The sequence below is a fragment of the Burkholderia sp. b14 genome, assembly GCF_900156195.1.
Lineage (GTDB): Bacteria > Pseudomonadota > Gammaproteobacteria > Burkholderiales > Burkholderiaceae > Mycetohabitans.
Genome location: NZ_FTPJ01000003.1, coordinates 2,354,399 through 2,374,773 on the forward strand (window position 1 = coordinate 2,354,399; position 20,375 = coordinate 2,374,773).

General features: G+C 62.4%; 20 protein-coding genes. 12 read left to right on the top strand and 8 right to left on the bottom strand.

Annotated elements, in window-relative coordinates:
* Positions 1-96: 96 nt before the first annotated feature.
* Entirely contained in the window at positions 97-1,230 is a 1,134-nt protein-coding gene (locus B0B13_RS15300) for a bifunctional riboflavin kinase/FAD synthetase (protein WP_139336994.1), read from the bottom strand.
* Positions 1,231-1,340: 110 nt separating this feature from the next.
* Here B0B13_RS15300 and purN point away from each other — a divergent pair, with 110 nt between their 5' ends.
* The 6 genes from purN (at position 1,341) to nadC (ending at position 8,265) form a co-directional block, all read left to right on the top strand.
* The gene (purN, locus tag B0B13_RS15305; RefSeq protein ID WP_076796995.1) at positions 1,341-1,982 is read left to right on the top strand and encodes a phosphoribosylglycinamide formyltransferase; all 642 of its coding nucleotides are present in this window, start codon (positions 1,341-1,343) and stop codon (positions 1,980-1,982) included.
* Positions 1,979-3,265 carry an RsmB/NOP family class I SAM-dependent RNA methyltransferase gene (locus B0B13_RS15310; protein ID WP_076796996.1) on the top strand — a complete coding sequence of 429 codons (1,287 nt, stop codon included), beginning with the start codon at positions 1,979-1,981 and terminating at the stop codon, positions 3,263-3,265. The genes purN and B0B13_RS15310 overlap by 4 nt, the downstream gene beginning before the upstream one ends.
* A gap of 1 nt (position 3,266) precedes the next feature.
* The gene (locus B0B13_RS15315) at positions 3,267-4,619 is read left to right on the top strand and encodes a mechanosensitive ion channel family protein (RefSeq protein WP_076796997.1); all 1,353 of its coding nucleotides are present in this window, start codon (positions 3,267-3,269) and stop codon (positions 4,617-4,619) included.
* A gap of 214 nt (positions 4,620-4,833) precedes the next feature.
* A complete protein-coding gene (locus B0B13_RS15320) occupies positions 4,834-6,030 on the top strand; it encodes a DesA family fatty acid desaturase (RefSeq protein ID WP_076785375.1) in 1,197 nt (398 codons plus the stop codon).
* 172 nt (positions 6,031-6,202) lie between these two features.
* Positions 6,203-7,342 carry a quinolinate synthase NadA gene (nadA, locus tag B0B13_RS15325; RefSeq protein ID WP_076796998.1) on the top strand — a complete coding sequence of 380 codons (1,140 nt, stop codon included), beginning with the start codon at positions 6,203-6,205 and terminating at the stop codon, positions 7,340-7,342.
* The gene (nadC, locus tag B0B13_RS15330) at positions 7,342-8,265 is read left to right on the top strand and encodes a carboxylating nicotinate-nucleotide diphosphorylase (RefSeq protein ID WP_170872470.1); all 924 of its coding nucleotides are present in this window, start codon (positions 7,342-7,344) and stop codon (positions 8,263-8,265) included. Before nadA ends, nadC begins: the two co-directional genes overlap by 1 nt.
* A 39-nt stretch (positions 8,266-8,304) precedes the next feature.
* On the opposite strand, the gene nadB is transcribed toward nadC, so the two are convergent.
* From nadB to radC, 4 genes are all read right to left on the bottom strand, one after another.
* Positions 8,305-9,903, bottom strand: coding sequence for an L-aspartate oxidase (gene nadB / locus B0B13_RS15335; RefSeq protein WP_076796999.1), 1,599 nt, complete (start codon positions 9,901-9,903; stop codon positions 8,305-8,307).
* A 196-nt stretch (positions 9,904-10,099) separates the two neighbouring features.
* Entirely contained in the window at positions 10,100-10,267 is a 168-nt protein-coding gene (gene rpmG, locus B0B13_RS15340) for a 50S ribosomal protein L33 (RefSeq protein WP_013434320.1), read from the bottom strand.
* Positions 10,268-10,278: 11 nt separating this feature from the next.
* Positions 10,279-10,512, bottom strand: a complete 234-nt coding sequence (gene rpmB / locus B0B13_RS15345) for a 50S ribosomal protein L28 (RefSeq protein ID WP_041753083.1) — start codon at positions 10,510-10,512, stop codon at positions 10,279-10,281.
* Between the two features lie 132 nt (positions 10,513-10,644).
* Positions 10,645-11,364 (bottom strand): RadC family protein, encoded by a 720-nt coding sequence (radC, locus tag B0B13_RS15350; RefSeq protein WP_076785372.1) that lies wholly within the window; start codon positions 11,362-11,364, stop codon positions 10,645-10,647.
* Between the two features lie 91 nt (positions 11,365-11,455).
* On the opposite strand from radC, the gene B0B13_RS15355 reads away from it, so the two are divergent.
* Positions 11,456-11,911: an FKBP-type peptidyl-prolyl cis-trans isomerase gene (locus B0B13_RS15355; RefSeq protein WP_076797000.1), complete on the top strand. Its 456-nt coding sequence runs from the start codon at positions 11,456-11,458 to the stop codon at positions 11,909-11,911.
* 8 nt (positions 11,912-11,919) lie between these two features.
* Positions 11,920-12,873, top strand: a complete 954-nt coding sequence (gene ispH / locus B0B13_RS15360; RefSeq protein ID WP_076785370.1) for a 4-hydroxy-3-methylbut-2-enyl diphosphate reductase — start codon at positions 11,920-11,922, stop codon at positions 12,871-12,873.
* Here the strand turns inward: ispH and B0B13_RS19580 are convergent.
* Positions 12,862-13,146: a hypothetical protein gene (locus tag B0B13_RS19580; RefSeq protein WP_076785369.1), complete on the bottom strand. Its 285-nt coding sequence runs from the start codon at positions 13,144-13,146 to the stop codon at positions 12,862-12,864. The two genes, ispH and B0B13_RS19580, sit on opposite strands and share 12 nt — an antisense overlap.
* Before the next feature lie 801 nt (positions 13,147-13,947).
* Here B0B13_RS19580 and B0B13_RS15370 point away from each other — a divergent pair.
* Genes B0B13_RS15370 through B0B13_RS15385 form a run of 4 tightly spaced genes read left to right on the top strand, consistent with a single transcriptional unit; the run spans position 13,948 to position 17,637 of the window.
* Positions 13,948-14,898 (top strand): branched-chain amino acid ABC transporter permease, encoded by a 951-nt coding sequence (locus B0B13_RS15370; protein WP_076797369.1) that lies wholly within the window; start codon positions 13,948-13,950, stop codon positions 14,896-14,898.
* A gap of 22 nt (positions 14,899-14,920) precedes the next feature.
* Positions 14,921-16,090 carry an ABC transporter permease subunit gene (locus B0B13_RS15375; RefSeq protein WP_076797001.1) on the top strand — a complete coding sequence of 390 codons (1,170 nt, stop codon included), beginning with the start codon at positions 14,921-14,923 and terminating at the stop codon, positions 16,088-16,090.
* Between the two features lie 28 nt (positions 16,091-16,118).
* A complete protein-coding gene (locus tag B0B13_RS15380) occupies positions 16,119-16,895 on the top strand; it encodes an ABC transporter ATP-binding protein (protein WP_076797002.1) in 777 nt (258 codons plus the stop codon).
* A 25-nt stretch (positions 16,896-16,920) separates the two neighbouring features.
* Positions 16,921-17,637 (top strand): ABC transporter ATP-binding protein, encoded by a 717-nt coding sequence (locus tag B0B13_RS15385; protein WP_076797370.1) that lies wholly within the window; start codon positions 16,921-16,923, stop codon positions 17,635-17,637.
* Positions 17,638-17,721: 84 nt separating this feature from the next.
* On the opposite strand, the gene B0B13_RS15390 is transcribed toward B0B13_RS15385, so the two are convergent.
* Complete coding sequence (locus tag B0B13_RS15390) at positions 17,722-18,909, bottom strand: acetylornithine transaminase (protein ID WP_076797003.1); 1,188 nt, start codon at positions 18,907-18,909, stop codon at positions 17,722-17,724.
* Positions 18,910-19,211: 302 nt separating this feature from the next.
* Entirely contained in the window at positions 19,212-20,243 is a 1,032-nt protein-coding gene (locus B0B13_RS15395) for a CDP-6-deoxy-delta-3,4-glucoseen reductase (protein WP_076797004.1), read from the bottom strand.
* Positions 20,244-20,375 lie beyond the last annotated feature (132 nt).

Consider the following 20,375-nt stretch of genomic DNA (forward strand, 5'->3'; position numbering starts at 1 on the left):
ATCGGCGAAGCACGGCATGTCGCGCGGGCGTGGGGCACATGTCGTCAGCCCCAACACGCGTCACTGCGCACCTTGCCGGTACGCAGCGACCCAGCGCTATCTAATTCGGTCGGTGGCGGACGTCGCAAAATCGCCGCCCGGGCTGGGGCCGCCTCGTTGCTCGGGCTGCTTGGCGGGATGGGTCGGCACCGCCGCCCAGTCGGGGTGGACCGACGCCGACGTCCGGTCGGGGTCGGCTGGTGCCCGGTCGCCTTGCGCGGCGAAGTATTCACGGGCGGCGGCAACATCGCACGCGATCGCTCGGCCGAGCGCCTCCAGGTCCACAAACTTCTGTTCGTCGCGCAATTTCTCAAGAAATTCGACCCGCACCAGCTTGCTGTACGCGTCGCCATGCCAGTCCAGCAGATGCACTTCCAATAGGACGCGGCCGGAATCGTCCACGGTCGGGCGCCAGCCCAGGCTGGCTACGCCAGGTAACGGGCCCGCCTCAATGCCGTGCACCTGCACAATAAAGATGCCGGCCAGCGCGGGGCGCTTGTGCGAGATCGGCAGATTCAGCGTCGGAAAGCCCAGGTCGCGTCCCAGTTTCATGCCATGCACGACGTGGCCGCTGATGACAATCGCCCGGCCGAGCGCGGTGCGAGCCGCCGCGAGGTCGCCCGCAACGAGCGAGGCGCGCACGGCCGAGCTGGAGATGCGCGCGCCGGATGGGTCCGCCACAGTGGGCATCTGCTCGACCTCGAAGCCATACTGTGCGCCGGCTGCCTTCAGCGACAGAAAGTCACCGGCGCGCTTTGCCCCGTACCGGAAGTCGTCGCCGATCATCACCCAGCGCGCGTGCAATCCGTTGACGAGGATGTGCTCGACGAACGCGGCCGGCGACTGGCTGGCGAACGTGTGATTGAAATGCTCGACCACGACCCGGTCCACGCCGTTGCGCTGCAATGCCTCGAGCTTATCGCGCAGCATCGCGATGCGCGGCGGTGCGCCGGCCGGGTCGAAGAACTCGCGGGGGTGCGGTTCGAACGTCATCACGCAGACCGGCAGCGCGCGCGCGTTGGCGGCGGCGCGAACCCGCGCCAGCAACGCCTGGTGGCCGCGATGCACGCCGTCGAAGTTGCCGATCGTCAACGCGCAGGGCGCGCGGCTCTCGGCATTTGGAAGACCCCTGAAGACTCTCACGATGATTGGCCGGTCGGGCTGCGGCGTTCGATCGCCGCGCCGACGCATTGCGCCGGCACGTTGCCGCAAAGCCCACGATTATAAACGCTCGCACCCGGTTTCGGCGGGAACCGGCGGATCGACGCAGGCAGCAAGGGCGCCGATGATAAAATCCATGGATGAAAAAACTCGTCATCCTGATTTCCGGACGCGGCTCCAACATGGAGGCGATCGTACGCGCGTGCGCCGCGCAACGCTGGCCGGCGCGCGTTGCCGCAGTGGTGTCCAATCGCCCCGACGCCGCAGGCTTGGCGTTCGCGGCTGCGCACGGCATCGCCACGGCGGTCGTCGACCACACACAGTTCGACGGGCGCGATGCATTCGATGCGGCGCTGGCGCAGGTGCTGGACGCGCATGAGCCGGACCTCGTCGTGCTGGCCGGCTTCATGCGCGTGCTAACGCCGGCGTTTGTCGAGCGCTATGCGGCTCGCATGATGAATGTGCATCCATCGTTGCTACCGAGCTTCACGGGTCTGTATACGCATCAGCGCGCATTGGACGCGGGCGTCGCGGTGCACGGTGCCACGGTCCATTTCGTGACCGCCGCACTGGACCATGGCCCGATCATTGCGCAGGGCGTGGTGCCGGTGCTCGCCGGCGACGATGCCGCTGCGCTTGCTGCACGGGTGCTGCGCTTGGAACACGAGCTTTATCCGCGCGCGGTGCGCTGGTTTGTCGAGGACCGGCTGCGCGTGCGTGACGGCCGGGTGGAGTTGGCGGCTGCCGAGCCACGGCTGCTGTTTGGCGGGGACGCGGTATGAAGCTACATGGATTTTTGATCGGCCAGACCGAGACGTTGCTCGCCGACGTACTGAAGTTTACCGGTCCGGCCGACGCGGCCACGAGCCGATTCTTTCGTGCGCATCCGAAGCTTGGCCACGCCGAGCGTGGGGTGATTGCCGAGGCGGTATTTGCGGTGCTGCGCCGCAAGATGGAATATGGACATTTGGCCGAGAGCGGCAGCGGCACGCCAGCACGTCGGCTGGCGCTGCTTGGCTTGATGCAGACCGCTGGCCTGAACGCGTTGCGCCCGCATGTGTCGCAACAGGAATTCGCGTGGCTCGACCATGTGTCGAAGATCGATCCGGCGAGCTTGCCGGCGCGCGTGCGCACGAACCTGCCGCCATGGATCGAGGCCGCGCTGGGCGTCCGTCTGGCCACCACCGATGCCGGGCCGGATGCGGTGGCGCAGGAGCTGGTGCGGCTCGCCGCGGCGCTGAACTATCCGGCGCCGCTGGATCTGCGCGCCAACCCGATCCGCGCCAATCGCGATACGGTGCTCGCCGCGCTGGCGGAGGCTGGCGTGCAGGCGGAGCCGACGCCGTATGCGCCGCTGGGTATCCGGGTGGCCGGCAAGCCTGCGATCCATACGTTGGCCGCTTTCCAGCAAGGCTGGTTCGAGGTACAGGACGAGGGCAGCCAGCTGTTGTGCCAGCTGGTCGCGCCGCGCCGCGGCGAGATGATTGTCGATTTTTGCGCCGGAGCGGGCGGCAAGACGCTCGCGTTGGGTGCGATGATGCGCTCATCCGGACGGCTGTACGCGTTCGATGTGTCCGACAAGCGGTTAGGCAAACTCAAGCCCAGGCTCGCGCGTAGCGGCTTGTCGAACGTGCACCCAGTCGTCATCGATAGCGAGCATGATGTGAAGATCAAGCGGTTGGCCGGCAAGATCGATCGCGTGCTGGTCGATGCGCCCTGTAGTGGCCTAGGTACGCTGCGCCGCAATCCGGATCTCAAGTGGCGTCAAACGCCGCAATCGGTCGTTGAGTTGACGGTGAAACAGGCATCGATCCTCGCCGCCGCCGCGCGACTGCTCAAGCCGGGCGGACGGCTCGTCTACGCGACGTGCAGCTTGCTGGGTGACGAGAACGAGGGCATTGTCGAGTCATTCATCGCGGCTCACCCGATGTTCGAACGCGTGCCGGCGAGCCGGGTGCTGGCCGATCAAAAGATCGCGCTCGATACCGGCGATGACCTGACGCTGTGGCCGCACCGGCACAGCACCGACGGCTTCTTTGCGGCAGTGATGCAACGGGTGGCGTGACATGCAGGATCGGATACTGACCCACCGGTTCGGCGACTTGGTGCGCGACCTTGGCCAGCCGGCGATGCTCTGGCAAGTCGTTGCGCTGATCGGCGCGCTAGCGCTGGCATGGGGGCTTGCCGGTTATGCCCGCAAGCGGCTGGATGCATATCGACGCGCCCGCAACGCGGCGGTGCGCTTCGGCGCGGATGGACTGAATAAGGCGTTGTTTCCGTTCCTCGGCTGGTTGATTGTGGGCGGCACGGGGCTTGTGCTGGGCCAGGCGATGAAAACGCCGCTATTGGAACTCGCGCGGGTACCGCTGTTCGGTATTGCGCTGATCTATGTGGCGTTGTACCTGATGCGCCGGGTGTTTTCCCGGGACGGGCACTTGCACGGGCTCGCGTACCTGGTTGAGAAAATCGTCACCGTGCTGGTATGGGCCGGCATGGTGCTGACCGTGATGGGCATTCAGGACGACGTGCTGCACTGGATGGCCAGCGTGCAATTTCACGTGGCCACCGCGCACGTGAGCCTATTGTCGCTGTGCAACGGCCTGCTGTGGGTCATGATCGCATTGATCGGCGCGCTATGGGCGGGCCGCGCGCTGGACGAGCGGCTGCTGCGGGCCAACTCACTCGATGCGAACCTGCAGGTCGTGCTGTCGCGCATCGGTCGTGCGGCGTTGATCCTGGCCGCGGTGCTCGTGAGCCTGTCGATCGTTGGCATCGATATCACCGTGCTTGGCGTATTCGGCGGCGCACTCGGCGTCGGGCTGGGCTTCGGATTGCAGAAGATTGCCAGCAACTACGTGTCGGGGTTTATCATTCTGCTGGACCGCTCGCTGCGGCTCGGGGATACGATTTGCGTGGGTGGTCTGCAAGGCCGGGTCACGCAGATCCGCACCCGCTACACGGTGGTGCGCGGGCTGGATGGCGTCGAGACGCTGGTGCCGAACGAAAAGTTAATCACCGACATTGTGCAGAACCAGTCGTCGTTTCTCACGCGCGGCTGGACCAAGGTGTCGGTCCAAGTGGCGTATAGTACGGACGTGGACCTCGCGATGCGCGTGCTCGTCCAAGCTACGCAGGGCGTAGAACGCGTGTTACAGGATCCGGCGCCTCGCCCTTATTTTGCCGGATTCGGTGCCAACGGGATCGACCTGGAGCTAGGTTTCTGGATTGCCGACGCGGCGCTCGGTACCGCGTCGGTGCGCTCGGCCGTCAACTACAATATCTGGGCCGGGTTCAATGCGCACGGTATCTGCGTTCCACTCGCGCAGCGCGAGGTGCGGATCCTCAATGCCGCGGCCATCGAACCGTTGTCCGCTGCTATTGAACCGATGCCGGTCGCCGCAGTCAAAAGAGAAAATTAGCTGCATTCCTCTCCCTTTTCCTATGCCATGCACTAGAGTATGTCGCGCGTCAGAGGCTGCGACTGTGTGCCGCGCAACAGGGAATCATTTTTGTGACAGGCATTTGCGGCTGATCGGGTAGAATCTTGACTCAGCCCTTTCGCGGCCGCCGCGGCAGGTCACGTCCGATACTTCAATCGGGCTTTTTTTCCGATTTTGTTTTCCGGGTATTAATTTGCTGAATTTCGCGCTTGATTTCGTTGCCCATGGCCTGTTGAACTGGTCTTGGTGGCAAATCGTGCTGTACACGCTCGTGATGACGCACATCACGATCATTGGTGTCACCGTCTATCTGCATCGGCACCAGGCGCATCGCGCGCTGGACTTGCATCCGATCGCCAGTCATTTCTTTCGCTTCTGGCTATGGCTGACCACGGGCATGGTCACGGGTCAGTGGGCGGCGATCCATCGCAAGCATCATGCGAAATGCGAGACGGATGAGGATCCTCACAGTCCGCAGACGCGTGGGATATGGAAAGTGCTGCTCGAAGGCGCCGAACTGTACCGCGCCGAGGCGAAGAACGAGCAAACGCTGAAGAAGTACGGGCACGGCACGCCGGACGATTGGCTCGAGCGGCATGTCTACGCGAAGCATGCGGTGCTTGGCGTGACGATCATGGCGTTGATCGACCTGGCGCTGTTCGGCATCGTCGGCATTTCGGTGTGGGCTATCCAGATGGTGTGGATTCCGTTCTGGGCCGCTGGCGTGGTCAACGGCCTCGGTCATTTCTGGGGCTACCGCAATTTCAACTGTGCGGATGCAAGCACGAACCTGTTCCCATGGGGCATTTTGATTGGGGGCGAGGAGCTGCACAACAATCACCATACTTATGCGACGTCGGCAAAGCTGTCGAACAAGTGGTACGAGTTCGACATCGGCTGGATGTACATCCGACTCATGTCAGCATGCCGGCTCGCGAAGGTGAAAAAAATTGCGCCGACGCCGAAGCTGGCGGCGCGCAAGGCGGTGCCCGACCTGGACACATTGCACGCGGTGCTAGCCAATCGTTATGAGGTGATGGCGCGCTACGCGAAAACGGTCAAGCGGGCGTACCGGCAGGAGTTGGCGCACTTGAAGGAATTGGGCGCGCGTGAGAAGTACGCGCTGATCAAGGGCGCGCGCGAGTGGATCCACAAGGATGAGGCCGGTCTGGACGAGCCGCAAAAAAGGCAACTGATGCAGATCTTCGCCAGCAGCCAGCGCCTGCGCACGTATTACCAGTTGCGGGCGGAGTTGGCGCAGATATGGGAGCGCTCGAACGCGTCACGCGAGCAGTTGCTGTCGCACTTGCAGGACTGGTGCCATCGCGCGGAGCAAAGCGGCATCAAGGCATTGCAGGAGTTCGCACTGCGCCTGCGCCGCTACGCGTAAAGGCGGGCATCGGTAAATTCCGTTACACTTGGAGTCCGTCTTGCCGCAAAAACCCCGCATAGGCGGGGTTTTTTGTTTCGGCGCACGATGCGGCCACCAGCGTGCGTCAATTGGGATTCGCGGGTGGTGGCGCGGGCGGTCATACTGAGTACTGAGCAGCGGGAGGATGACAATGAACCAGCGTTCGATTAGGACGGTCGAGTTCGACAAGCCGGTGATGCCCGACGGAGCTTGCAGCGTCGGGCAAGCATGGGCGCGCGTGCCGCACAGCCTATCGGTGGCCGAGCGCGCCGAGTTACGTGTGCGTATCCGCGAGTTGCTGGCGCAGCAGCAGGCCGTGCTGGTCGCCCATTATTATGTCGACCCGGAGCTGCAGTCGCTCGCGGAGGAGACCGGAGGGTGTGTCGCCGATTCGCTGGAAATGGCCCGGTTCGGCCGCGATCACGACGCCCGTACACTGGTCGTGGCCGGTGTGCGTTTCATGGGCGAGACCGCGAAGATTCTGAGCCCCGAAAAGCGCGTGTTGATGCCGGACCTGGATGCGACGTGCTCGCTCGATCTGGGTTGTCCTGCCGACCAGTTTGCCGCGTTCTGCGACGCTCATCCCGACCGAACCGTCGTCGTGTACGCGAACACGAGCGCGGCGGTCAAGGCCCGTGCGCACTGGATGGTGACTTCATCAATTGGGCTGGATATCGTCGCCGCGCTGCATGCGCGCGGCGAGAAGATCTTATGGGCGCCGGACCGCCATCTGGGCAGCTACATCCAGCGCAAGACTGGCGCCGATATGCTGATGTGGCAAGGCTCGTGTCTCGTGCACGACGAATTCAAGGGGATCGAGCTTGACTTGTTGCGCGCCGAGCATCCGGACGCCAAGGTACTCGTGCATCCGGAGTCGCCAGAATCAGTCGTTGCGCAGGCCGACGTGGTCGGTTCAACCACGCAACTGATCGACGCGGCGAAGGCGCTTGACGCGACTCGCTTTATCGTGGCCACCGACTTGGGCATCCTGTACAAAATGCAGGCGGCGGCGCCGGGTAAGACGTTCATCGCCGCGCCGACCGCGGGCAACAGCGCAACGTGTAAAAGCTGTGCGCATTGTCCATGGATGGCGATGAACGGCCTGACCAATCTCGCCGCCGTGCTGCAGTCCGGTGCAAACGAGATATTTGTCGATCCGGTCATCGCTCAGCGTGCTCGGATGCCGATTGACCGCATGCTGGACTTCGCGGCGCAAAAAAAGCGCAATGTACGGGCGAGCGGCGACCTGGCGAGCGATGATGCGTTGTTTCGACACGTGGGGGCGGCGTGATGGGCGTTACCGGGACAAGCCGCGAGATCCGCACGGTGGCGGCGCCGCAGTGGGACGGCTATGAGCCAATCCGTCAGCACTATGGCGACGCGTTCACGGTCGCGCTGCGCCGAAACGTGCAAGACGCGCTGGCCGAGGATGTTGGCGCGTGCGACTGGACGGGCTTGCTCGTGCCCGCCAATGACGTGTTCGACGCCCGGATCATCGTGCGTGAGCCCGCCGTGCTATGCGGTGTACTTTGGTTTGTCGAAGTGATGCGCAGTGTCGATGCCCGCATCGAACTGTCATGGCATTATCGTGAAGGCGAATGGATGCACGCCGATACGCCAGTGTGCTCGTTGCGAGGCCCCGCGCGCGCGCTGCTGACGGCCGAGCGCAGTGGCTTGAATTTTCTGCAGTTGCTGTCCGGCGTCGCGACGGCCACGCGTCGATATGTCGAGGCGATAGCCGGCACCCGGGCGCGGATTCTCGATACGCGCAAGACGCTGCCTGGCCTGCGGCTGGCGCAAAAATATGCCGTTCGGGTCGGCGGCGGCGACAACCAGCGGCTGGCGCTGTATGACGGCATCCTCATTAAGGAAAATCATATTGCAGCCGCGGGCGGTGTCGCCGCCGCGTTGCAGGCCGCGCATGCGTTGCAGGCGAGTGTGCCGGTGCAGATCGAGGTTGAGACGCTCGAACAGCTGCAGGTGGCGCTGGCACATCGTGCTCAATCGGTGTTGCTGGACAACTTCACGCTGGACATGATGCGTGATGCGGTTGCACTGAACGATCATCGGGCTCTGCTTGAGGTCTCTGGGGGCGTCGGCTTGGACACGGTGCGCGATATCGCGGCGACCGGCGTGGATCGAATATCGATTGGCGCACTGACCAAGGATGTGCGCGCGAGCGACTATTCGATGCGAATCCTCGATCGCGCGTAGCACTCGGCGCCGGACTGCGGCGGACGTAGCCGCGGGCGATCAGATTGAGCGGTGGCGGAATCGCTTCGGGCTCAGCACCGTTGGCAGCGCTTTAGGCAATGCCTGCTCCCAGTCGCGGCTGAAATGCAAACCGCGGCTTTCGAGCCGGGAGCGGGCGCTGTCGACGATCAGCAATGCAACATCGACCAGGTTGCGCAACTCGAGCAGGTCACGGCTGATACGAAAATTCGCATAGTACTCGTGGATCTCATCGCGCAGCAGCGCCAGTCGGTGCTTCGCCCGTGCCAGCCGCTTGTCGGTTCGCACGATGCCGACATAGTTCCACATCAGCCGCCGCACCTCGTCCCAGTTGTGAGCCACGACGACCTCTTCGTCAGCATCGGACACGCGGCTCTCGTCCCACTGCGGCAATGTGAGAGGGTGCGCGGCATGAAACCCCACGTTTTCGATGGCTCGCGCCGCGGCCCTGCCGATCACCAGGCACTCCAGCAGCGAATTGCTTGCAAGCCGGTTGGCGCCATGCAAGCCCGTATAGGCGGTTTCGCCGACTGCGTAGAGTCCGGTGAGATCGGTTCGGCCGGCCAGGTCGGTCACGACGCCGCCGCACGTGTAGTGGGCAGCCGGCACGACGGGGATCGGGGCACGCGTGATATCGATGCCGAACTGCTGGCATCGGGCGAGGATTGTCGGAAAGTGCTCACGCAGGAATGCAGCCGGTTGGTGACTGATATCGAGATAGACGCAATCGATACCGCGCTTCTTGATTTCGAAGTCAATTGCACGGGCGACGATGTCGCGTGGTGCCAATTCCGCGCGCTCATCATACTGCGGCATGAAGCGGGTGCCGTCCGGCAACTTCAGCAATCCGCCTTCGCCGCGCACCGCCTCGGAAATGAGAAATGAGCCGGCATACGGATGGTACAGGCAGGTCGGATGGAATTGGATGAACTCCATGTTCGCCACCCGTGCACCAGCCCGCCAGGCCATCGCAATGCCGTCGCCGGTCGCGGTATCTGGGTTCGTCGTGTATAAATAGACTTTGCCGGCGCCGCCGGTGGCTAGCACGGTGTGCGGTGTCTCGATCGTCAGTGTCTTGCCGCTGTCAATGTCGAGCACGTACAGCCCGAAGCAATGCCGGCCCGGCAACCCGAGCCGGTCGGACGTGACCAGGTCAATCGCGCAGTGATGCTCAAGCAGGGCAATGTTCGGGCGTTGACGGGCTTGTTCGATGAGTGTCGACAGCACCGCATGGCCGGTGGCATCAGCCGCGTGAATGATGCGCCGATGGCTGTGTCCGCCTTCGCGCGTCAGGTGAAACCCCAATTCGGCGTTATCGTCCTGGGTGAACGGCACGCCTTCGCCGATCAACCATTCGATCGCCGCGCGTGCGTTCTCGACGATGAAGCGCGTCGCGGGTTCGTCGCATAGGCCTGCGCCGGCGACTAGCGTATCGCGGACATGGCTGTCGATGCTGTCTGCCGAGTCCAGCACGGCTGCGATGCCACCTTGCGCCCAGTCGCTAGCACCGTCGGACAGGGCTCGCTTTGCGATGACGGCGACCCGACAAGTGGGCGCCAGGTTCAGCGCCACACTTAGCCCGGCCAGTCCACTACCGACGATGACGACGTCGAAATTCATTGGGATAATCTCCTCATACCCTACGTGACGGGTCCGGACCCATACGCCGAAACGAAGGAGCATACCCCGATGCGACACGACGTGCAAAAAGCAAAAGACCCCGGAGTTCGGGGTCTTTTGCTCTTCGTCAGGCTCTACAGTCTCGAGAGACATTGAACTTCCGATCGGCGGACCAATCGGAGGCCCCATAGATCCATTATTTGATCTTCGTTTCCTTGTATTCGACGTGCTTGCGCGCGACCGGGTCGAACTTCATGATCGCCATCTTTTCGGGCATCGTGCGCTTGTTCTTCGTCGTGGTGTAGAAGTGACCGGTTCCGGCCGTCGATTCCAGCTTGATCTTGTCGCGAGCGCCTTTGGCCATGTCGCAGCTCCTTAAGCTTCACCGCGCGCACGCAGGTCTGCGAGCACGGGATCGATGCCATTCTTGTCGATCAGGCGCAGGCCCGCGTTCGAAACGCGCAGTCGCACCCAGCGATTTTCGCTTTCCACCCAGAACCGGCGGCTTTGCAAGTTCGGGAGGAAGCGACGCTTGGTCTTGTTGTTCGCGTGGGAAACGTTATTGCCGACCATCGGCGCTTTCCCAGTAACTTGACATTTGCGTGCCATCAGAGCACTCCTAATACGCTTAAATTCGGGTGATACGAAAGGGGTGGTACGGGCAAACCGCAATCCTAGCAGAAAAAGACAAGAAAAATCAACCTGTTTGTGTCATCCGCACTGACTGCCGCGCGCGCCCGGCTATAGCAGTCCGTGGCGCGCGAGTGACAAAATAGTGTCCGATGTCACGATGAAATGATCGAGCAGCTTGACGTCCATTAAGCACAACGCATCCTTGAGCGTGCGTGTCATCGACAGGTCCGCCGCACTGGGCTGCGCCGCGCCGGATGGATGGTTATGCGCGATGATCAACGCGGCGGCGTTGGTCTGCAGCGCGCGTCTGACGACTTCGCGCGGATAGACCGCAGCATGCGACAACGAGCCGCGAGAGAGTTCTTCCGCATGGATCATACGCAGTCGGGTGTCGAGGAACAAGCAAACAAACACCTCATAGGGCCGGGTGCCAATCATCAGTCGCAGATAGTCTTCGACGATCTCGGGGCGATCCAGCGTCGCCTGCTCGCGCGACTGCTCGCCCAGTGCGCGTCGTGCGATCTCCGTGGCCGCCTGCAACCGCGCAATCTTTGCCGGTCCGACGCCGGTGACTTGAATCAGCTCGTCATGGGACGCGCTGAACAACCCGCGCAATGAGCCGAAGCGCGCTAGCAATTGCTGACCCAGTCCGACCGCATCGCGTCCGCGAATGCCGCTGCCCAGGTACAGCGCGACCAACTCCGCATCGGTCAGGGCACTCGCGCCGGCAACGAACAATCGCTCCCGTGGCCGCTCGTTTTCCGGCCATTGGCGGATCGGGATCGGCACATGTCGGCGCGCCGTCGAGTCGTCGGTTCCGGATTGCATTGATTAACCTCCATGTTGGTGTCGCTGCGGTGGCTTACAATGACAGCTTGCGTGGTCGCAGCCCGCGACGCGCGGTATTCAAAACTTGCGCATGAGCATCATTGATATTTCCGAGGTGAAGCCCGGTTCCCATGTCACGCTGCACTACCGGCTTTCGCTGGAGGGGGGCGCGGACATCGTCAACACGTTCGACGACAAGCCCGCGACGCTGTTGCTCGGCGCGGGACAGCTCGCGGGACCTCTGGAGGACATTCTGCTCGGCATGAAGGTCGGACACCACTCGACCATCCGGCTGACGCCGGAGCAGGCATTCGGCTTGCGTAATCCAGAACTGGTGCAGAAGGTCTCGCTAGCCACGCTGCGTGAAAATTCGATGATCGACGAGGATTTCTCTCCGGGTGATTTGGTCGAATTCAACGCGCCCAGCGGGGCGCGCTATGCCGGCGTGCTCAAGGAGGTCGGCGAGACGTACGCGCTGTTCGACTTCAACCACCCGCTGGCCGGCCAGCATCTGACCTTTGAGGTCCAGATCATCGGCATCCTGTAGGAAGCGCCATGACCGCAACCACCGAATACCCGAGCGAAATATTACTGGCACAGCCGCGTGGGTTCTGCGCGGGAGTCGACCGGGCGATCGAGATCGTCGAGCGTGCGTTGACGCTGTTCGGTTCGCCGATCTATGTGCGTCACGAGATCGTGCATAACGCCTATGTCGTGGACGACCTGCGTCGCAAGGGCGCGGTATTCGTTGAATCGCTCGACGACGTCCCGCACGGTGCGACGCTGATATTTAGCGCGCACGGGGTGCCAAAGGCAGTGCGGGCCCGCGCGCTTGACAGAGGATTGCGGGTCTTTGACGCCACCTGTCCGCTGGTCACCAAGGTGCACATGGAGGTGGCCAAGCTGCGTGCTGAAGGTTGCGAGATCGTGATGGTTGGCCATCGCGGTCACCCGGAGGTTGAAGGTACGATGGGGCAGGCCAATGCAGGCATGCACTTAGTCGAGACCGCGGCGGATGTCGCTGCGCTAGAGGTCGCCGATCCCCACCGGCTTGCGTACGTGACGCAGACCACGCTGTCGATTGACGATGCAATGGAGGTGATCGGCGCGCTGAAGGCGCGCTTTCCCGCCATTCGCGAGCCGAAAAAGCAAGACATCTGCTACGCGACGCAGAACCGGCAGGATGCGGTGAAATTCATGGCGCCGCAGTGCGACGTCGTGATCGTCGTCGGCAGCCCGAACAGTTCCAACTCGAACCGCCTGCGCGAAGTGGCGGAAAAGCGGGGCGTGCCGGCCTACATGGTCGATGCGCCGGAGCAAATCGATCCTGCCTGGCTGGACGGCAAACAACGCGTCGGCGTGACGGCGGGCGCCTCGGCACCCGAGGCACTGGCACAGGCAGTCGTTGAGCGGTTGCGTCAATTGGGTGCTTGCCAAGTCCGGACGCTGGATGGCGTCCAGGAAAATGTTTCCTTCCCGTTGCCCAAAGGGCTGGCGCTACAAGTCTGAGCCATCGCGGCGCCGTCTTGCGCCTGAGGCGGCGTCGACGCGCGCAAAGTTTTGCGTGCGGCCTCTTATGCAGTCAACGGGGCTTCGCCGCCGCATGGGTGCTGTGTTCACCATGAGATCGCGGGCGACGCCTAAAAATGCATCGTACTCCCGCGCTTCGCGTTGGCGCTGGACGAAATCGCGCATTAGATCGCGCACCACTTGGGACGCCGGGTGGTGCGTTGCTTTGGCCTCGGCCATGAAAGCGCCGCGCAGCTCGGGTTCCAGTTTCATCGTGAAACAGGGTTTTTTGACACGGCTTACCTCAATCCATGAATGGATACTGGCTAGGTATATGCGATGTCAGTATTAATGGCAGCCTTCGTCTTTCGCCGACGCGGCCGGCGCATGCACTTCGCCAAATCAGGCGTGGTTTTGAATATTGGCCACTGCAAAAACGGAGTTACAATGCGCGCGTTTCGTGACCTGTTCAGGGACGAAAGTCGTCTTGCTGTAAGGCGCGGAAGACCTCTTCATGGGGGACCGATTGGTTGGCACTGTATCCGGGACGCGCTTGCGGCGTACACCGATCGCACGCAGCAGGATGAAACGAAGACTGGCGGATTTGGCCGCAGCGTCATATTCGGAAAGTGGGGCCGCGATTCGCACGGGGCAGAAAATGAGTTGTCCATTGACGAAATTGGTCTGTCACTTAAACACTATCCAAGTGGCTCATCGAGCCATCGGCATCGAGCCCGCCCGTCGCGGGTTATGCGTGCGCAACGGTTTTTGGGCCGTTGCCCACAGGCAGACCTCGGCGCCAGGTCGTGTGCGGCTCACTGACTACAGCGAGGTAATGCGCCATATCGAACTTGTTGACAACGGCGTATAACGCTGCGGCACCGGGCTAATCCTCGGTGCCGTTTTCGTATCCGCCACGCCAATTGACGTATTTTCATGACGAATACGCCAATGTCGTCGGCGGCAGACCTTTACCGGTTCATTGGGGTACCAGGAGCACCGCGCGCTTCGCATCGTCACGCCGTCACCTACGGCCAGGTTGCGGTCCGTGGCGTACGGTCCAAGGAGCATTCGATGGATATTTTTATCCAACAGATCTTGAATGGTCTGGTGCTGGGCAGCGTCTACGCGATGATCGCGCTGGGCTATACGATGGTGTACGGGATTCTGGGCATCATCAACTTCGCGCATGGCGACGTATTGATGGTGGGCGCGATGGTCGCGCTTTCGGCGGTCAGCGTGCTGCAAGCGCACTTCCCCGGACTAGGCAACGTGCTCACGCTGGTCCTTGCACTGGTGATCGCCGCGGCCGTCTGTGCGTGCCTCGGTTTCACGATCGAGAAGGTGGCGTACCGGCCGCTGCGTCGTGCGCCGCGGCTGGCTCCCCTGATCACCGCCATCGGCGCTTCCATTCTGTTGCAGACGTTAGCGATGGTCATTTGGGGACGCAATCCGTTGTCGTTTCCGCAGTTGATTTCCACCGATCCGATCAATGTCATCAAGGCCACCGATACGTCGCCCGGCGCCGTGATCTCACCCACAGAAGTGGTGATCATCGTCACGGCATTTGTCGTGATGGTCGCTCTGCTGCTGCTGGTGCACAAGACCAAGCTCGGACGAGCAATGCGCGCGGTCGCGGAGAACCCGAATGTGGCCAGCTTGATGGGCGTGAACCCGAACTTCGTGATCTCGGCGACGTTCATGATTGGTTCGGCGCTGGCTGCCCTGGCTGGCGCGATGATCGCCTCCGAGTACGGCAACGTGCACTTCTACATGGGCTTCATCCCGGGCTTAAAGGCATTCACGGCAGCGGTGCTGGGGGGCATTGGTAATCTGGGCGGCGCCATGGTGGGGGGCGTGCTGCTGGGGCTGATTGAGCAACTGGGCGCTGGCTACATCGGTGATTTCACCGGCGGAGTGATCGGCAGTAACTACCAAGACGTGTTTGCGTTCGTGGTGCTGATCCTCGTGCTGGTCTTGCGTCCGTCCGGCTTGTTGGGCGAGCGCGTTGCCGATCGTGCCTGACACGTCTTGAGGAGCACTTAATATGACTTCCATTCAACCTATCGAGCCGTCCCCGACACGGATTCTGGTCACGAAGACGGCTAAGAACCATGGGGTCATGCTGCTGGTGACAGCGCTGGTTGTCTGCGCGCCACTGCTCATTGGCGCCGTGGGCGGGCCTTATTGGGTGCGTGTGCTGGACTTCGCGATGCTGTACGTGATGCTGGCGTTGGGGCTGAACGTGGTGGTGGGATTCTGCGGACTGCTGGACTTAGGCTACATCGCATTCTATGCCGTGGGTGCCTATACGGCCGCACTGCTGTCCTCACCCCATCTCACCAGCCAATTCGAGTGGATCGCGCATCTGGCGCCCGGCGGGCTGCACGTATCGATTCTGCTGATCGTGCCGGTGGCGATGGCCTTGGCCGCCGTGTGCGGCGTGTTGCTCGGCGCACCGACGTTGCGTCTGCGGGGCGACTACTTGGCGATCGTCACGCTGGGCTTTGGTGAAATCGTGCGGATCTTCATGAACAACATGGATCGCCCGGTAAACGTGACCAACGGTCCGAAGGGCATCACGGGGATCGATCCGGTGCAGATCGGCGGCTTCAATCTCGCGCAGACCCACGAACTGCTCGACGTCGAATTCCCGTCGGTCTACCTGTATTACTACTTGTTCGTGCTCTGTTCGCTGTTTGTGATCTTTGTCTGCACGCGACTGCAGCACTCGCGTATCGGCCGCGCCTGGGCTGCGATCCGGGAAGACGAGATCGCCGCGAAGGCGATGGGCATTAACACACGCAACGTGAAGTTGCTGGCGTTCGCCATGGGCGCCTCATTCGGTGGGCTGTCCGGCGCGATGTTCGGTGCATTCCAGGGATTCGTGTCGCCGGAGTCGTTCACCTTCTGGGAATCGGTGGTGGTGCTCGCGTGCGTGGTGCTCGGCGGCATGGGGCATATTCCCGGCGTGATCCTCGGGGCGGTGCTGCTTGCGGTATTCCCGGAATTCCTGCGCTCGACAATGGGACCGTTGCAGAACGCAATCTTTGGTCATCAAATCCTTGACACGGAAGTGATCCGGCAGTTGCTGTACGGTCTGGCGATGGTGGTGATCATGCTGTATCGGCCGGAAGGATTGTGGCCGGCGGCTAAGCATGAGGACAAGCTCATCAAGACCGCGCGGCGCAACGGCAAAAAGGCCTTGCGTGCGTAACGCACCTGTAGACACGGAGTCAACAGCAATGAGTGAACAAACGCTTCGGCTATCCGTGAAGGGCGTCAACAAGCGCTTTGGCGGCCTACAGGCACTGTCCGATGTCGGGCTGGAGGTGCGCTCGGGCGAGATCTATGGGCTGATCGGCCCGAACGGAGCGGGCAAGACCACGTTTTTCAATGTGATTACCGGGTTGTACACGCCAGATTCGGGCGAGTTCGTGCTGGACGGCAGTCCGTACACGCCAACCGCGGTCTACCAGGTGGCCAAGGCCGGCATCGCGCGCACGTTCCAGAACATCCGGCTATTCGGCGGGATGACGGCGCTGGAGAACGTAATGGTCGGGCGTTACGTGCGTACGCGCCACGGCTTGATCGGCGCAATATTGCAAACGCCGGCCGAGCGGCAGGAAGAGCGCGAGATCAAGGAGCGCGCGCTGGAATTGTTGGACTATGTGGGCGTGCTGCAGTATGCCGACTACACGGCCCGCAATTTGTCATACGGTCACCAGCGGCGGCTGGAGATCGCACGGGCGCTGGCGACCGACCCGAAGCTGCTCGCCCTGGACGAGCCAGCCGCGGGGATGAACGCGACCGAGAAAGTCGAACTCACGGGACTGCTGGAGAAGATCCGCGACGATGGCAAGACCATCCTGTTGATCGAGCACGACGTGAAGCTGGTGATGCACTTGTGCAACCGCATGACAGTGCTGGATTACGGCAAGGTCATCGCGCATGGCCTGCCGCAGGACGTGCGCAAGGATTCGAAAGTGATCGAAGCCTATCTAGGCGCAGGAGTGCATTGAGATGGCGACGAGCGACGTGAACGCAATGAATGGGGCAATGCTGGAGATCAAGGGACTGCAGGTGGCCTATGGGGGTATCCAGGCGGTCAAGGGAGTGGACCTGAAGGTCGAGCAGGGTGAGCTGGTCGCGCTGATCGGTGCCAACGGCGCGGGCAAGACCACGACGATGAAGGCGATCACCGGGATTAAGGAATGGGCTGGTGGCGATATCCTCTACCGGGGGCAGTCGATCAAGGGCGTGCCCACGCACGAATTGCTCAAGCGGGGTTTGGCGATGGTGCCGGAGGGCCGAGGCATCTTCGCGCGTATGTCGATCCTGGAAAACATGCAGATGGGCGCGTATCTGCGTACCGACTCGGATGGCATCAAGGCCGATGTGGAGCGCATGTTCGGTTTTTTCCCGCGCCTGAAGGAGCGCGCCACGCAGTGGGCGGGCACACTTTCGGGTGGCGAGCAGCAGATGCTGGCGATGGCGCGTGCGCTGTTGTCGCGGCCCAAGCTGCTGTTGCTCGACGAGCCGTCGATGGGCCTGTCGCCGATCATGGTGGAGAAGATCTTCGAGGTGGTGCGGGCGATTTCCTCGGAAGGCATGACGGTGTTGCTGGTCGAGCAGAACGCCCGCCTTGCGCTGCAAGCAGCCAACCGCGGCTACGTGATGGACTCCGGCGCGATCACGATGTCCGGCGACGCCAAACAGATGCTGGATGATCCGAAGGTGCGCGTCGCCTACCTCGGCGAGTGAGCCAGCCGCGCGCCGGCCGGGCGTTCATGCCCGCCCGGCGCTTCGGGCCGGCGCCGGCCCGCATGCCGGCGTCGCCCCTCGGACTCACAGCACCTGGTCCAGCACGTTGTCGAGTATCGTGAACATTTGGTCGATCTCGGCGCGCGTCACGTTCAATGCCGGCATGAAGCGCAGCAGGTTAGGGCGGGCGGCATTGAGCAGCAGTCCTTCCGGCGCCAGTTCGCGTGCTTTTTGGACGATTTGTGGCCCGACGTCCCGGCCGAGCAGCAACGCGCGCAGCATGCCTTCGCCGCGCTCGCCGGCCAGCCCGCGCGCGTCAGACAGCGCAAGCAACCGATCGCTCAGGTAGCGGGCGTTCTCGCGCACGCGCTCGAGAAAGCCCGGCGCGACCAGCTGCGATATCACCGCTTCGCCGACCGCGGTCATCAACGGGTTGCCGTTATAGGTGCCGCCCTGGTCGCCGGCTTCGAAGCACGCAATCTCATCTCGGGCGAGCAACGCGGCCAGCGGCACGCCGCCGCCGATACCCTTACCCAGCGTCATGATGTCCGGCTCAATGCCGCTGAGCTGATAAGCGAACAGCGTGCCAGCGCGGCCGCAGCCGCTTTGCACCTCGTCGACGATCAGCAGCACGCCGCGTTCGCGCGTGAGGGCCCGCAATTGCTGCATGAACTCGCGCGACGCGGGAACCACGCCGGCTTCGCCCTGTATCGGCTCGAGCATCACCGCAACAGTCTTGTCGGTGATCAGCTTCTCGACAGAGCCGATATCGTTGAACTCGGCCTTCGGAAAGCCGGGTACCTGCGGCGCGTACAGCGTGTCCCAGCCGGGCTTGCCGCTTGCCGACATCGTTGCCAGCGTGCGGCCGTGAAAGCCATGGTTGAACGTGATGATCTCGTATGCGCCGCCCTTGAACTTGCGGCCCCATTTGCGTGCGAGCTTGATCGCCCCTTCATTAGCTTCGGCGCCGCTGTTGGCGAAGAACACTTTGTCAAAGCAACTGTTGTCGGTCAGCAGCTTCGCCAGCCGCGCCATCGGCTCGTTGTAGAACGCTGGGCTCGGGTTGATCAACCGTCGCGCCTGCCGGTTCAGCGCGTCGATCATCGCGTCGTTGCAGTGCCCGAGCGCATTGACCGCCCAGCCCTGGATGAAGTCCAAATAGCGCTTGCCGTTGTTGTCGTGTAGCCACGATCCGTTGCCGTGCGTGAAAACGATGTCGGGACGGTCGGTGATGTACATCAGCGACTGAATTGGATAATCCTGAAAATTCATGGCAAGTCTCTCCGCTCAACGGGAATGCGATCGCACGCAACGATCAACGGGGCAAAGGATCCGGAAAAAACAAAAGCCACGGAAGTCCGTGGCTTGGTAATCCGGTGCGCGGTAATTCAGCGCGACAGTCCGTAACGAGCCAGCGGCTTCCCTATGGAAGCAGCGAGCGGCGACGTCGGAGATGGGCTTGAGCGCGAATCATCCGCGAAGAATACGCGACGCAAGCGCCGATTGTAAACCGGAAATTGCATTGCACTTGCTCGACACGAAGCTTGATGCGGGCCCACCGCCATGCGACCTGGTCAGACCGCGTTTGCCAGATCTGCTGCGCTGGTGAACGAGTCCGCATAGAACTCGTCGGCCGGCAAGCCGTGATGCGCGGTGAAATCGCGCTGCGCGGCCTCGACCATCACTGGGGCGCCGCAAGCATATACCTGGTACCCGGACAAGTCTGGCAGATCCTCGACGACGGCACGATGAACGAAACCCGTGCGGCCCTGCCAGCCGTCGGCCGGATCGGGTTCGGAGAGCACCGGCACGAACTTGAAGCCGGGCACTTCGCGCGCCCATTGCTCGGCCAGGCTTGCCAGGTACAGATCGTTGCGCCGGCGGCCGCCCCAGTACAGCGTCATGGGCCGTGTGATGCCCTTGAAGATCGCATGCTCGATGATCGCCTTGATGGGCGCAAAGCCTGTTCCCGATGCGAGCAGCACGATCGGTTTGTCGGCGTCCTCGCGCAGGAAGAACGTGCCGAGCGGGCCCTCGAAGCGAAGGATATCGCGTTCCTTCATCGCACCGAACACGTGGTCGGTGAACACGCCGCCCGGCATGTGCCTGATATGCAGCTCGAGCGGGCCTTCATGGTGTGGTGCGCTCGCCATGGAATAGCTGCGGCGCGTGCCGTCCTTCAGGATGAACTCGATGTACTGGCCCGCCAGATATTGCAGCCGTTCATTGGCCGGCAGTTGCAGCTTAAGCACGATCACGTCGTGCGCCACGCGCTCCAGTGCATTGACGCGGCACGGCAGCTTCTTGACCTGCATGTCGCCCACGCCGGCGATCTCACGGATATCGATTTCTAGGTCCGATTGCGCGGTGGCGCAGCAAAATAGCGCCATGCCGCGGGTTTTTTCGTCGTTCGACAGCGCCGATGACGAATGCGAACGCTGCTCGATACTGCCGTTCACGAGTTGGCCCTTGCATGAGCCGCATGCGCCGTTCTTGCAGCCGTACGGCAAGCCGATGCCCTGACGCAGCGCCGCGGTTAGAACCGGTTCGTCGGCTTCGACTTGGAATTGCTTGCCGCTCTGTCGGATCGTTACGTTGAATACCATAGTTCAATCGAGTAATAACAAAAACGTTGGATCGGCCGGCCCGCTACAATGCACCCAATGACCTTTTCCAGCCGATCTTTCCAATGGTGTGCCACGGCGCCGCATGCAGTGGCCACGGTTTCCACCGCCGCG